The 13370-nt window shown below is 61.6% G+C and carries 15 protein-coding genes; 9 read left to right on the top strand and 6 right to left on the bottom strand.

Features of this window, described 5'->3' with window-relative positions:
* Positions 1-5: 5 nt before the first annotated feature.
* From NKI49_RS25455 to NKI49_RS25445, 3 genes are read left to right on the top strand one after another with little or no spacing between them, the layout of a single operon-like run.
* Entirely contained in the window at positions 6-1889 is a 1884-nt protein-coding gene (locus NKI49_RS25455) for an ABC transporter ATP-binding protein (protein WP_352605301.1), read from the top strand.
* Positions 1890-1893: 4 nt separating this feature from the next.
* On the top strand, positions 1894-2361 hold the full coding sequence (locus tag NKI49_RS25450) for a GNAT family N-acetyltransferase (RefSeq protein WP_352605188.1): 468 nt from the start codon (positions 1894-1896) through the stop codon (positions 2359-2361).
* A 1-nt stretch (position 2362) separates the two neighbouring features.
* Positions 2363-2674, top strand: coding sequence for a DUF6665 family protein (locus NKI49_RS25445; protein ID WP_352605190.1), 312 nt, complete (start codon positions 2363-2365; stop codon positions 2672-2674).
* Here NKI49_RS25445 and NKI49_RS25440 read toward each other — a convergent pair.
* The gene (locus tag NKI49_RS25440) at positions 2655-3545 is read right to left on the bottom strand and encodes an alpha/beta fold hydrolase (protein WP_352605191.1); all 891 of its coding nucleotides are present in this window, start codon (positions 3543-3545) and stop codon (positions 2655-2657) included. The genes NKI49_RS25445 and NKI49_RS25440 overlap by 20 nt on opposite strands.
* A gap of 63 nt (positions 3546-3608) precedes the next feature.
* Positions 3609-3953: a cupin domain-containing protein gene (locus tag NKI49_RS25435; protein WP_352605303.1), complete on the bottom strand. Its 345-nt coding sequence runs from the start codon at positions 3951-3953 to the stop codon at positions 3609-3611.
* A gap of 313 nt (positions 3954-4266) precedes the next feature.
* Here NKI49_RS25435 and petA point away from each other — a divergent pair, with 313 nt between their 5' ends.
* From petA to NKI49_RS25410, 5 genes are all read left to right on the top strand, one after another.
* Positions 4267-4827: a ubiquinol-cytochrome c reductase iron-sulfur subunit gene (gene petA, locus NKI49_RS25430; protein WP_352605193.1), complete on the top strand. Its 561-nt coding sequence runs from the start codon at positions 4267-4269 to the stop codon at positions 4825-4827.
* A 16-nt stretch (positions 4828-4843) separates the two neighbouring features.
* Positions 4844-6145, top strand: coding sequence for a cytochrome b (locus NKI49_RS25425; RefSeq protein ID WP_352605195.1), 1302 nt, complete (start codon positions 4844-4846; stop codon positions 6143-6145).
* A gap of 27 nt (positions 6146-6172) precedes the next feature.
* Positions 6173-7045 carry a cytochrome c1 gene (locus NKI49_RS25420; RefSeq protein ID WP_352605197.1) on the top strand — a complete coding sequence of 291 codons (873 nt, stop codon included), beginning with the start codon at positions 6173-6175 and terminating at the stop codon, positions 7043-7045.
* Between the two features lie 184 nt (positions 7046-7229).
* Entirely contained in the window at positions 7230-8375 is a 1146-nt protein-coding gene (locus NKI49_RS25415; protein WP_352605199.1) for an alpha-hydroxy acid oxidase, read from the top strand.
* Between the two features lie 176 nt (positions 8376-8551).
* Positions 8552-9097 (top strand): adenine phosphoribosyltransferase, encoded by a 546-nt coding sequence (locus NKI49_RS25410; RefSeq protein ID WP_352605201.1) that lies wholly within the window; start codon positions 8552-8554, stop codon positions 9095-9097.
* A 163-nt stretch (positions 9098-9260) separates the two neighbouring features.
* Here the strand turns inward: NKI49_RS25410 and NKI49_RS25405 are convergent, their stop codons facing one another.
* From NKI49_RS25405 to corA, 3 genes are all read right to left on the bottom strand, one after another.
* Positions 9261-9731 (bottom strand): MaoC family dehydratase, encoded by a 471-nt coding sequence (locus tag NKI49_RS25405; protein ID WP_352605203.1) that lies wholly within the window; start codon positions 9729-9731, stop codon positions 9261-9263.
* Positions 9728-10198, bottom strand: a complete 471-nt coding sequence (locus tag NKI49_RS25400; RefSeq protein ID WP_352605205.1) for a MaoC family dehydratase — start codon at positions 10196-10198, stop codon at positions 9728-9730. The genes NKI49_RS25405 and NKI49_RS25400 overlap by 4 nt, the downstream gene beginning before the upstream one ends.
* A gap of 125 nt (positions 10199-10323) precedes the next feature.
* A complete protein-coding gene (gene corA, locus NKI49_RS25395; RefSeq protein ID WP_352605207.1) occupies positions 10324-11298 on the bottom strand; it encodes a magnesium/cobalt transporter CorA in 975 nt (324 codons plus the stop codon).
* 399 nt (positions 11299-11697) lie between these two features.
* Between corA and NKI49_RS25390 the strand changes: the two genes are divergently transcribed.
* The gene (locus tag NKI49_RS25390) at positions 11698-12450 is read left to right on the top strand and encodes a DUF5131 family protein (protein ID WP_352605209.1); all 753 of its coding nucleotides are present in this window, start codon (positions 11698-11700) and stop codon (positions 12448-12450) included.
* Here the strand turns inward: NKI49_RS25390 and NKI49_RS25385 are convergent.
* Positions 12405-13328, bottom strand: coding sequence for a three-Cys-motif partner protein TcmP (locus tag NKI49_RS25385; protein ID WP_352605211.1), 924 nt, complete (start codon positions 13326-13328; stop codon positions 12405-12407). The two genes, NKI49_RS25390 and NKI49_RS25385, sit on opposite strands and share 46 nt — an antisense overlap.
* Between the last annotated feature and the right edge of the window lie 42 nt (positions 13329-13370).

Here is a 13370-nt window from a genome sequence, read left to right as displayed (position 1 = left end):
GCCGCATGATGACAGCCATCTATCGCTGGTTCGAGAATTGGGTCTACCCATTCAGGGAGCCGGCGAGCCTTCGGCCACCGTCAAGCGTGGGCGGCTTTCTGTGGCACTATGTCGGCCAGGCGAAGTTCGCCTTCTTCGCCATGCTGGTCATCGGCGGCATCGCGCCGCTGGTCGAGGCCGGCCTGTTCTATTTCGTCGGGCGGCTGGTCGACATTCTCGACCAGCTTCCCGGCGAACGCAGCTGGCACGCGCTGTGGACCGCCGCCGGACCCGAGCTTGTCTTCATGATGGCGGTGGTGCTGGTCATCCGCACGATCGTCGTCGGGCTGTCGGCGCTGGTCGACGAGCAGACGATCACGCCGGGCTTCTACAATCTGGTGCGCTGGCAGGCGCACCGGCATGTGTCGCGCCAATCCTACGCCTTCTTCCAGAACGATTTCGCCGGCCGTATCGCGACAAAAGTCTGGCAGGCGGGGCAAGCTACCGGCGACCTGATGGAAAGCTTCATCGAGGTCGTCTGGTTCATGATCGTCTATACCGTGACGACCCTGGCGCTGGTCGCCGGGCTGGACCTCAGGCTGGCGGTGCTGGTGGTGATCTGGATTTCGGCCTTCGGCTTTCTGGCAAAGCTCTATCTGCCGGCAATCCGCAAGCATGCCGAGGAAACCGCCGAGGCCGGCTCGATGATCACCGGCCGCATCGTTGATTCCTACTCCAACGTGCAGACGCTGAAACTGTTCTCGGCCGATGGCGACGACCGCTACATCAGGAACGGCTTCGATATCTATCTCGATGCGCTGCGGCCCTTCACCCGCCGGCTGACCGGCGTGCGCATGGCGCTGACGACGCTGTCGGGCATCATGATCACGGCGATCGGCTGTTTTGCCGTCTATCTCTGGGTCGAAGGCTCGATCACGGTCGGCGCGGTCGCCTTTACGCTGTCGCTGGTGCTGCGGCTCAACATGCTGCTCGGCCGGCTGATGATGCAGCTCAACAGCATATTACGGAACCTCGGCGTGCTGGAGAATTCCAAGGCGCTGATTTCGCAGCCGCTCGGCCTCACCGACGCGCCCAATGCGAAGGAACTGGTCGTGACCGGCGGCCGTATCCATGTCCGGAATGTCGAGTTCCATTACGGCAAGGGGTTCGGCGTGCTCAACGGCATCGACCTCGTCGTGCGGCCGGGCGAGAAGGTCGGGCTGGTCGGACCGTCCGGCGCCGGCAAGACGACGCTCGCCAATCTGATCCTGCGCCTCTACGATCTGGAAGACGGGTCCATCACCATCGATGGCCAGGACGTTTCCCAGGTGACGCAGAATTCGCTGCGCGCCAATATCGGCGTCGTCAGCCAGGACACCGCACTGTTCCACCGTTCGCTGCGCGATAACATCAAGCTCGGCATGCCTGATGCGACCGACGCCGAGGTGATGGCGGCGGCGAGGAAGGCCGAGGCGCACGAGTTCATCCTGACCTTGCGCGACAACAGGGACCGGGCCGGCTACGAGGCTTTTGTCGGCGAGCGCGGCGTCAAGCTTTCGGGCGGTCAGCGCCAGCGCGTGGCGATCGCCCGCGTCTTTCTCAAGGACGCGCCGATCCTGATCCTCGACGAAGCGACCTCGGCGCTCGATTCCGACATCGAGGCGGCGATCCAGGAAAATCTGACGCGTCTGATGGAGAACAAGACGGTCATCGCCATCGCGCACCGGCTGTCGACGATCGCGGCGCTCGACCGGCTGGTTGTGCTGGACGGCGGCCGCATCGTCGAACAAGGCACGCATGACGAGTTGGTGGCGCTCGACGGACTCTACGCGCGGCTGTGGAAACGGCAGTCCGGCGGCTTCCTCTATCATGAGGAAAGCGTGCTCGAAGAGACGCGGCCGGCAGAGTAGGGGCATGGCTGGATCGGAGGAGAGCAATTATGTGCTCAAGCGTTTGCGGCCGACAATTCCGGCCTTCGACGCGCTGAAGGAAGAGAGCCGGCTGGAAGGCTACTGGATGCTGGTGCGCCTGGCGGATGGCTGGGTGAGCGGCCGCAACAAATTCCTGAAACGCGGCGAGGCGCTTTACGGAGCACAGTATGGCCGGGACCTCGCCGGCGTATGCGGGCTGAACATCGATCCCTACTTCGAAGGCAGGGAGCATGGCCGGGTCCGGCACCTGTTCGTCAGTGCGCGTCATCGCCGCAACGGCCTTGGCCGGATGCTGGTCGAGACCGTGATCGACAGGGCCCGCCACCATTTTGCCGTGCTCAACACCCGCGCGCCGCGGGAAGCCTTCCTCTTTTATGAACGGCTTGGCTTCCAGCCGGTGTTGGGCGAAGAATTCGTCACGCATCGCATGGTTTTTGGGAAAGGGAGCTGAAATGTCTCTGCGACCTCCATCCGGCTTGACTGCTGCTACCGCCGCCCAAGCCGCCTTCGACGCACTCGGCCATGAAATCCTCGCCGAGAAGGCGGCAGCCCTGGGTCGCGCCGGCCGGCAAGTCGAGGAAACGCTGGCCCGGCTGCACGACAATGCCGACGAGGCGTTGCGTCCCCGGCTTCTCAAGGAAGCCGCGAAAGCAGTGCACGCCTATTTCATCCAGCGCGAATTGTGCGGCCTTCGTAAGCATGATGCCGTCATCCGCGAATATAATATTCCCAAGGCAGTGCTGGTCAGGCTCGGCGCCATGTAGACGGGAGGCGGTCAGCCAGGGGGCTGATTTGCCTGTGGAACCTGGCGAGGCGCATGGCGAGAGCTTCGGGGTTCTCGTCGGCGACGAAATGGCCGCTGTCGGCAATGATGTCGCCCTCGACATTCGCCAGTCCGGCTGCTCTCAAGCCATCGACATACTCGCCGATATCGCCCGGTTCCGCCGATCCCCTGAGATACAGCACCGGAACCGCGATCGGTTTGGCGGGCGCAACAGCATTGGCCTTGGCGTCTTCAGGGAAGGCGCGATACCAATCGAATCCAGCCTGGAGGCTTTCCGGCCGGAAATAGGCTTTCGCGTAGACGTCCCTGGCCTCGGTGGAGATCGATGCTCGTTGCTTCGAAAGCACATTGAAGAAGAAGTCGAAATAGGCGTGCTGGTGCCCACTCACCAGCGTCTCCGGAAGTGCTGGAACGGCATGGAACGCGAAATGCCAGATCTGCGGGTTGCGGATGACGTTTTCCCAAGGCGCCACACCGGGGATGGCGACATCCATGATCGCCGCTCCCGAAAGAATTTCCGGATGGTCGCGCAGAAGGGCGAATACGATCTGGCCGCCGATATCGTGGCCGGCGGCCACGAGTTGCCGCAACCCGCAAGCCTCGGCAACGCCTCTCATCAGCCTGGCCAGCGTTCTCTTGTCGCTGGCCCTGGGCACACCTTGCGAGTCGCCGATGGCGGGCAAGTCCGGGGCGACGACATGGTGGTCGCGAGCCAGCCGGCCGATCACCTGTTCGAACGCGTAAGAGCTTTGCGGCCATCCGTGCAGCAGAAGGAAGGCAGGTGCTTCGACCGGGCCTGCCTCGCGGATCGCAATGCTCAGCCCTTCGATTTCGATATAGGAGATTTGCATGTGCTGGTCCTGCCGGCTGCCTGTTGGCATAAATCTAGGCGGCAATCGGGAAATCGACAGGGATCATTCCAGCCATTCGGTGATGAAGGTACCGTTCTCGTGGATATCGGTCGTTTCCAGCGGACCCGGGCCGAGATTGGTGAATTTGTGCGGCGTGTGGGGTGGCACGATGACGATCTGGCCGGCGGAGGCCTCGATCTCCTCATCGCCGACCGTGAACAGGCAGGTGCCCTGGCGGACGATGAATATCTCGGCGTAGGGATGGGAATGAAGGCGCGGTCCGCCGCCGGTCTCCGGCAGATAGTTGAAGATCAGGCAGGAGTTGGAGCCGTAGCGGGCGCATTGCAGCTCGCCCTTCCAGCGGTCGGGGCGAACAGCCCATTCCTCGCGGTCTATGACGTGCGCCATGGGTGCAGGATAGACCACCCCGGGGCCAAGTGTCGAGGCGGAGCCGGACGCCGGATTCGCCACTGTTTCCCGGCTGTTTGGCGGTGTTTCACGGTCATTCGCCGTCTTGTCGCGCGGAGGCGGATTTCGCCCCCGCGACAATCTGCCCTTGTGCCTTCACCCGTCTGGACAAAAACGGACTTCACGCATAAACCGAAGCCCAAATGCCGGAGGAATTCGCTAGCCTGTTCGCCATGCGCTGTCGGGTTGGCGTGATTGAGCGGGGAACAAGGCTCGGCCACCGGCACGGAAGAGGCGAAAGGATCAGGCACCCGTGAGCGCAACCGACATCCAGGATCCCAACCGTCGAGATTTTCTCTACGTCGCCACCGGCATGGCCGCCGTGGTCGGCGCGGGCGCCGTCGCCTGGCCGTTCATCGACCAGATGCGCCCCGATGCCTCGACGCTGGCGCTCGCCTCGGTCGAGGTCGACGTCTCCTCGCTGACGCCGGGCATGTCGCTGATCGTCAAGTGGCGCGGCAAGCCGGTCGTGGTGCGCAACCGCACCGAACAGGAGATGAAGGACGGCGAGGCCGTCAATCTCGCCGATCTCAAGGATCCGATCGCCCGCAACGCCAACCTGCCGGCCGACGCGCCCGCGACCGACGCCAACCGCACCACGCCCGGCAAGGAAGCCTGGATGGTGATGGTTCAGGTGTGCACGCATCTGGGCTGCATTCCGCTCGGCCAGGAAGGCGATTTCGGCGGCTGGTTCTGCCCGTGCCACGGTTCGCAATACGACACCGCCGGCCGCATCCGCAAAGGCCCGGCGCCCGAGAACATGGCTGTGCCGGTATTCAAGTTCATTTCCGATACCAAGATCCTTATCGGTTGAGGCAGGGGATATTTCGATGAGCGAGGGACACTCGACCTATACGCCCAAGACCGGTATCGAGCGCTGGTTCGATGCGCGCATGCCGCTGCCGCGGCTAATCTATGACAGCTTCGTCGCCTATCCGGTGCCGCGCAATCTCAACTACGCCTGGACCTTCGGCGGCATCCTGTCGATCATGCTGGTGGCGCAGATCTTGACCGGCATCGTGCTGGCCATGCACTACACGGCCGACACCAATCTCGCCTTTGGCTCCGTCGAAAAGATCATGCGCGACGTGAATTCGGGCTGGCTGCTGCGCTACATGCATTCCAACGGCGCTTCGTTTTTCTTCGTCGCCGTCTATATCCACATCTTCCGCGGCCTTTATTACGGCTCCTACAAGGCGCCGCGCGAGCTGCTTTGGATCCTCGGCTGCATCATCTATCTGCTGATGATGGCGACCGGCTTCATGGGCTACGTGCTGCCCTGGGGACAGATGTCGTTCTGGGGCGCTACCGTCATTACCGGCTTCTTCAGCGCCATTCCATTGGTCGGCGACTGGATCCAGCAGCTGTTGCTCGGCGGTTTCGCCGTCGACAATCCGACGCTCAACCGCTTCTTCGCGCTGCATTATCTCCTGCCGTTTATGATTGCCGGCGTCGTCGTGCTGCACGTCTGGGCGCTGCATGTGGTGGGCCAGTCGAACCCGACCGGCATCGAGGTCAAGTCGAAGACCGACACCGTCGCCTTCACGCCTTACGCGACCATCAAGGACGCGTTCGGCATGATCGTGTTCCTGTTCTTCTTCGCCTATTTCGTGTTCTACCTGCCGAACTATCTCGGCCACCCGGACAATTACACGGTCGCCAACCCGTTGAAGACCCCGGCCCACATCGTGCCTGAATGGTACTTCCTGCCGTTCTACGCGATCCTGCGCGCCATCACCTTCAACATCGGGCCGATCAACTCCAAGCTCGGCGGCGTGCTGTGCATGTTCGGCGCCATCGCCATGTTGTTCCTGGTGCCGTGGCTCGACACTTCCAAGGTGCGCTCGGCGGTCTACCGGCCCTGGTACAAGTTGTTCTTCTGGCTGTTCGTGATCGATGCCATCCTGCTCGGCTGGCTGGGCTCGCAGCCGGCGGAAGGCAGCTATGTTTTCATGGCGCAGATGGCGACGCTGTTCTACTTCGTCTTCTTCCTGGTCGTCCTGCCGGTGCTCGGCCTGATCGAGACACCGCGGAGGATGCCGAACTCGATCACCGAGGCGGTGCTCGAAAAGAACAAGGGCGGCAGCGGACATCTGGCGAGCGCCACGGCCGCGCCTCAGGTCAAGGGCTGAGCGGTAGAGAATCTAAGGGGATTTGGCATGAAGAAGATTCTCACCTCGCTGGCGCTGGCCGGCCTTGTGGCCGCCGGCACCGGGGCTGCAAGCACTTGGGCGATCGCAGCCGAAGAGGCGCACAACGCGGCCGCTCCGACGCATTTCCCGATCGACGAGCCGAAGGAAATGGACTGGAGCTTCACCGGCCCGTTCGGTACCTACGACAAGGCGCAGCTGCAGCGCGGCCTCAAGGTCTACAAGGAAGTCTGCTCGGCCTGCCATTCGATGAACCTGGTGGCGTTCCGCACGCTTTCGGACCTCGGCTATTCCGACGCGCAGATCAAGACGCTGTCGGCCGAATACACCATCCATGACGGCCCCAACGATGCCGGCGACATGTTCGACCGTCCCGGCAAGCCGTCCGACCATTTCCCGGCGCCGTTCGCCAATGACGAAGCCGCCGCTGCCTCCAATGGCGGCGCTGCTCCGCCCGACATGTCGCTGCTGGCCAAGGCGCGCGGCGTCGAACGCGGCTTTCCGCAGTTCGTCTTCGACATCTTCACCCAGTATGATGCGGGCGGCCCCGACTACATCCATTCGCTCCTGACCGGCTACGACCAGACGCCGCCGGCCGGAATGGTCATCCCGGAAGGCACCCACTACAACCCGTACTTCATGTCCGGCGTGTCGTTGAAGATGCCCAAGCCGCTCTCCGACGGCCAGGTCACCTATGACGACGGCGCGCCGCAGACCGTCGACCAGTACTCCCGCGACGTGTCGGCGTTCCTGGCGTGGGCGGCCGAGCCGCACATGGAAGCGCGCAAGAAAACCGGCTTCCGCGTACTGGTGTTCCTGCTTCTGTTCGGCGCGCTGGTCTATCTTACCAAGCGCAAGGTGTGGGAAGGCGTGGCGCACTAAGCCGCACCAGCTGGAGATCAAGAAAGGGCGCCCACGAGGCGCCCTTCCTGCTTGCCGAAGGGACTCGCATGAGGCGGCCGCTTTCTGGTCGAACAAGCTGGTTGGGAGCGCGGCAGGCGATCGCTATTCGACGCTCGAAAGGCGGCGAAACGTTTATCGCCGATAGGGCGTTTGGAGTGCCATGATGCGGCTCAGCGACTGTCACAATTTTTCCGATTTCCGCCGGATGGCGCAGCAAAGATTGCCGGGGCCGATCTTCAACTATATCGACGGCGCGGCCGACGACGAGGTCACCTATCGCCGTAACACCGAAAGTTTCGAGAGCTGCGACCTCGTCCCCAATGTGCTGCGCGGGGTGAGCGAGATCGACATGTCGGTGACGGTGATGGGCCAGAAGCTGGCCATGCCGTTCTATTGCTCGCCGACCGCCTTGCAGCGGCTGTTCCACCATCAGGGCGAGCGCGCGGTGGCCAAGGCCGCCGCCAAATACGGCACGATGTTCGGCGTCTCCTCACTTGGCACCGTCAGCCTCGAGGAGGCGCGCGGGATCAGCAGCAGCCCGCAGGTCTACCAGTTCTATTTCCATAAGGATCGCGGCCTGAACCGCGCGATGATGCAACGGGCAAAGCAGGTGGGCGTCGAGGTGATGATGCTGACCGTGGACAGCATCACCGGCGGGAACCGCGAACGCGACAAGCGCACCGGCTTCGCCATTCCCTTCAAGCTCAACCTCGCGGGAATGGCCCAGTTCGCGCTGAAGCCCGCCTGGGCGATCAACTATTTCACCCACGAGGGATTCAAGCTGCCGCAGCTCGACGAACATGTCGACATGGGCGGCGGCACGATGTCGATCAGCCGCTACTTTACCGAGATGCTCGACCCTTCGATGACGTGGGACGACGTCGCAGAGATGGTCAGGCTGTGGTCGGGTCCGTTCTGTCTCAAAGGCATCATGTCGGTGGAGGACGCCAGGCGGGCCGTCGACATCGGCTGCAGCGGCATCGTGCTGTCGAACCATGGCGGCCGGCAGCTGGATGGCTCACGGGCGGCATTCGATCAGCTTGCTGAAGTCGTCGATGCCGTCGGGGACCGGATCGACGTGATCATGGATGGCGGCGTGCAGCGCGGAACGCATGTGTTGAAGGCACTGTCGCTCGGCGCCAAGGCGGTCGGTGTCGGCCGCTACTATCTGTTTCCGCTGGCGGCGGCCGGCCAGCCGGGCGTCGAACGGGCGCTCGAGCAGATGCGTGCCGAAATCGAGCGCGGCATGAAGCTGATGGGCTGCAGCTCGATCGGACAATTGTCGCGCGCCAATCTCCGCTTCAGGTAGCCGGCGGCAAGGGCGATCCGTTCGAACGCGGAAGGCTGCCGCGCCGGCAAAACCCAATCCTTTGCCGGATGCGCTTGTCTCGGCCGCCACATCGCGCTAGCCGTTGCCGGTAGCGCCGGGTTACGATCGCTCCCTGCGCCGTTTCGCCTGTCAGCTGGATCATCCGGAGCCGCCTCATGAAACCTTCGCTCGAAGACACGCTGCTGGCCGCGATCCGCACCATTCCGGACTACCCCAAGCCTGGCATCCTGTTTCGCGACATCACCACGCTGCTTGGCAATGCGCGCGCTTTCCGCCGCGCCATCGACGAGCTGGTGCATCCCTATGCCGGCCAAAAGATAGACAAGATCGCTGGCATCGAGGCGCGTGGCTTCATCCTCGGCGGCGCCATCGCCCATCAGCTCTCGGCGGGTTTCGTGCCGATCCGCAAGAAGGGCAAGCTGCCCTACGATACAGTGCGCGTCGCCTATAGCCTGGAATATGGGCTGGACGAGATGGAGATGCACAAGGACGGCGTTTCGCCGGGCGAGAAGGTGATCCTGGTCGACGATTTGATCGCCACCGGCGGTACCGCGGAAGCGGCGGTCAAGCTCTTGCGCCAGATCGGCGCCGACATCCTCGCCGCCTGCTTCGTCATCGACCTGCCGGATCTCGGCGGCCGCGAGAAGCTCGAGGCGCTCGACGTACCGGTTCGGACGCTGATCGGATTCGAAGGGCATTGACCGGTTTGCCCGAAGGCAATTTAAAACCTCCGATAGACTTTCTAAGGTCTCGAACGCCGGAGCGATAGCGAAGGACAGGGAGGCGGCGCGAATCCCCGGTCGGTGCCGTCCCCTCAGCCGCCTTTCGGGCACGTTCTCTGCGTAAACGTGGAGAAGGAAGAAACTACTCTACCTTCACCAGCACGGCGCTCTCGAACTCGAGCACCTTGTCGCCGGTCGAATCGAAAGCCTCCGAACGCAGCGACAGCAGCCGCCAGCCGGGGCGTGATGAGATCGGGCGGTGGGAAAGGGCCGTGCGCGTGAAGGTGACGACTTCGCCGGCATAGACCGGCTTCAGCCATTTCAGGTTCTTGAAACCGGGCGAGGGGCCGAATTCCGGCACCGGGCCGGGGCCGTTCCACTCAGCCCCGCCGCCGTCCATGCCACTTTGCAGATTGAGTTTCATCCAGGTGGCGGCGGTGTGCCAGCCGGACGCGCAAAGACCGCCGAGCACGCTCTTCCTGGCGGCTTCCTCATCGATGTGGAATATCTGTGGATCGTATTTGCGGGCAAACGCCTTGATCGCCTCGGGTTCGAATCTATGCGAGCCGAGCGTGACTGTGGTGCCGATGCGGAAGAACTCGTCCAATGTCATGCTGGGCTCCCCGCTGCGTCGCGCGTGAGGAACATGGCGGAATTCTCGAGCTCGAAGACGCTTTCGCCGTGCTGGTTGACCAGCTCGCTGCGCATGGTCACGAAGCCGAGTTGCGGTTTCGATTTGGACTGGCGTTTGGCCAGAACAACCAGGCTTCCCTTCAGCGTATCGCCGGCCAGGACCGGCTTCTTCCATTTGACCTGATCGACGCCGGGCGCGCCCTGGCAGGTGGAGTCCAGCAGGAAGGCATCGCACAGCAGGCGCATGAACATCGCGCAAGTATGCCAGCCGGAAGCCGAGAGGCCGCCCAGGATGCTGGCCTTGCCAGCCTCTTCGTCGAGATGCATCGGCTGCGCATCGAATTCGCTGGCAAATTCGATGATCTCGGCGGCGCTTACCTGCTTGGTGCCGAGGTCGAACGAGGCACCCTCGACGAAGTCCTCATAGGCCCAGGTTTTTGCGGTCATGTCTGAAATCCGGCTCAGGAACCTTCGATCCCTATGGATCGGGGTTCCCGGATGCAGGCCGAACAGCCTTTGGTCAAGAGATTTCTATAGCGCCACGCCGTGGCGTGGCGGCCTTGCCGGCCGGATCACAGCCAGCCGCGGCGCCGGAAATACCAGAAGGGCAAGATCGCCGAGAGCACCATCATGGCTATGGCGAAGGGATAGCCCAGCTCCCACTTCAACTCGGGGATGACGTCGAAATTCATGCCGTAGATCGAGGCGACCAGTGTCGGAGGCAGGAAGATGACGGCGGCGACGGAGAAGATCTTGATGATGGCGTTCTGCTCGATCGAGATCATGCCGAGCGTGGCGTCGAGCAGGAAAGAAATCTTCTGCGACAGGAAGGTGGCATGGTCGGCGAGCGACAGCACGTCGCGCGACAGCGTCTTGATGCGCGCCTTGGTGTCCTTGCTCATCTTGGTCCGGGTCGAGGCATGGGCGAAAAAACCAGCGAGGCGCTGTAGCGAAATCAGGCTGTCGCGGATCGACGATGCGATGTCCTCCTTGCGGCCGATGGCTTTCAGCAATTCCTGGAAATCGCGGTTGCGCTTGGAAACCTTGGTCGAGGTTGCCTGGAAGATATCACGCGAGATCGCCTCGATGTCGCGGCCGGCGCGCTCGAGGATATCGGCAAGACGGTCGACGATCGCCTCCAGGAGGCCAATCAGGATGGTATCGCCGCTGGTGCAGCCGGTCGCCACTTTCTCGGCACGCAGCGGAAAGGTCTTGAACGCCTTCGGCTCGTGGTAGCGCACGGTGATCAGCCTTGTGCCGGCCAGCACGAAGGTGACCGGCGACATCAGCGGATCGTCGACCTCGGTCTGGGCGGGCAGAGTGGCGGTCATGAAGTAGGCGCCATCCTCGACATAGAGGCGGCTCGAGATCTCGATCTCCTCCATCTCCTCACGCGTTGGAATTGCAACGCCGAGCCAGCTCTCGATGGCGACTTCCTCTTCCCTTGTCGGATTGAGCAGGTCGGCCCAGACGATGGTGTCGCCGTTTGCCAGGAGATCGTCGACGACGCGCAGGCGATCATTGTCCACGACGAAGGCCTTGATCATCGCCGGGTCTCCCTTGCTGGATTAAAGGGTGTGCGTTCGGATCGACGCGTCGTGCCGGATTGCACGGTTCTTCGTCGCGTGCGCCTGCCGCTTAGACTCGCGACGTGACAAAATCAAGACAAGCCCGGACAGGGGTTTGCCGGCCAAGGCCACTCACCGAAACTCGTCGGGCAGTGGATGCTCCAAGGGATGGCTGTTCATGATTGGCCGGCGCGGGCGGGCATCAGGATTGCCCGCCCTCCTTGAACGCGTCTAACGGGAGTTCGGCAGTATCTGATGCAGCACGATTGCCCAGACGGCGCCGAAGGCGATCGACGAGCCCAGAAAATTCCTAGGGTATGTTTAGAGTGACGTTTATAATATTTATGCCACTCTTCCATCAACACGGAAGGTGATGTGATGGCCGAAACATCAATCGAATGGACAGACGCGACCTGGAATCCGGTCGCCGGCTGCACCATCCTCACTGCGGGATGCACAAATTGTTACGCGATGAGGATGGCTGCTCGGCTTGAAGCCATGGGAGTCGACAAGTATGTGGGGGTGACACGCAAAAGCGGCGGCAAAGCGAAATGGACAGGCAAGATTAAGCTCGACCACGCATCGCTTTCCGTTCCGCAAGAGTGGAAAAAGCCCAAGCGCGTCTTTGTAAACTCAATGTCTGATCTCTTCCATACGGAAGTGCCAACCGCCTTCATAGCTGAGATATGGCAGGTCATGGCAGCAACGCCTCGCCACACCTATCAAATTCTGACGAAGCGGCCCGACAGGATGTCGGAGGTACTTTCCTCCCCCGAGTTCAATGTGCTTCCGAACGTCTGGCTCGGCACCAGTGTCGAAGATAGTCGGGTGCTGTACAGGCTGGATGAACTCCGTGCGGTTCCTGCGGCTGTGAGATTTGTTTCGTTCGAACCCCTAATCGGCTCTGTCGCCGGCGTTGATCTTAAAAGCATTCATTGGGCAATCGTCGGAGGCGAAAGCGGGCCACAAGCTCGGCCGCTAGATACGCGATGGGTGGATGAGATTTTCGACCAGTGCACCGATGCGGACACAGCGTTCTTCTTCAAACAGTGGGGCGGTAAGAACAAGAAGGTAACAGGTCGCACCTATCGCGATCGGTTTTGGGACAACCTTCCTGATTTGAGAATATGAGAGGCCATCTTTGTCGCTAGCGTGACGGCCGCCGGACTCGTGTTTGACACCGCGAAAAAGAGCGAAGCCAGTGGTGCGCCGCTTTTGTGATGAAGGCGAACTGGATCCAAGACAGCGCCTTTGAATACTGTGCGCAGACGGCCCTTTACATAGGTTTCGATAGCATTCACATCTGCTCGACCAACCGCTTGACCGCTCGTTTCGAACAGATCTTGGCGGACATTTTCATGAGTATACCAACGGTCACGCCAATCGGTCGCTCCTAGGACGCGATCCAAACTCGCTTGCTTGCCTGGATCGAGCTTTGCCGGATCATGGGGAGCATTTCGGTATAGACCTGACAAGGGAAAGAAATACCAACAGTCCAAGGCTTCTGTTGCTGCGATGGCCTTCACGGTGTCCCAGGAAACCTCCATGCCATAGGGATCAAGGAAGACAACGCCACGAATTCCACGGCCGACTGTCTCCGGCCCACGCCAATTTGTGCGCTTGCAAAGGCGTTGGACAAGATCGTTGGCATCCCCGTTCCGAGCAATTATCTTGCGATCGGGAAATTCGGAGATCAACTCCTCGAGCTGTGCAAAACGGGAGCTATCCTGTTCGATCAGCACGATAGAATGCATCGGTGGGTCGATTTCGATTGCAATCCTAGCCGAGCCTTGTGTGGTTACCTCTTCGGGTTCTGCCATTTCTGAACCGAAGAGAGGAAGACCGGGGCGGACTTCCGTGCGAGTCCCAGAGCCGGCAAAAGCATCGATGTAAACGCATGCGAATTCCTGATCGCGCAAGGCGATAGCAAAGGCTCGGAGATATTCCTGTAAGCAACGAAGCTTCTTAGGGGTATCTGGCCCTCCAAAGACGTGTGTTACCATCGTCATCCCTCCACCCTCGTACATCGATACGCAGAATGAGTGGAGTGC

Source organism: Mesorhizobium sp. M0587 (genome assembly GCF_040320945.1).
In the GTDB taxonomy this organism is placed as follows: domain Bacteria; phylum Pseudomonadota; class Alphaproteobacteria; order Rhizobiales; family Rhizobiaceae; genus Mesorhizobium.
Note: the sequence above shows the minus strand (reverse complement) of the source record. Positions and strands in the feature narration are given on the sequence as shown.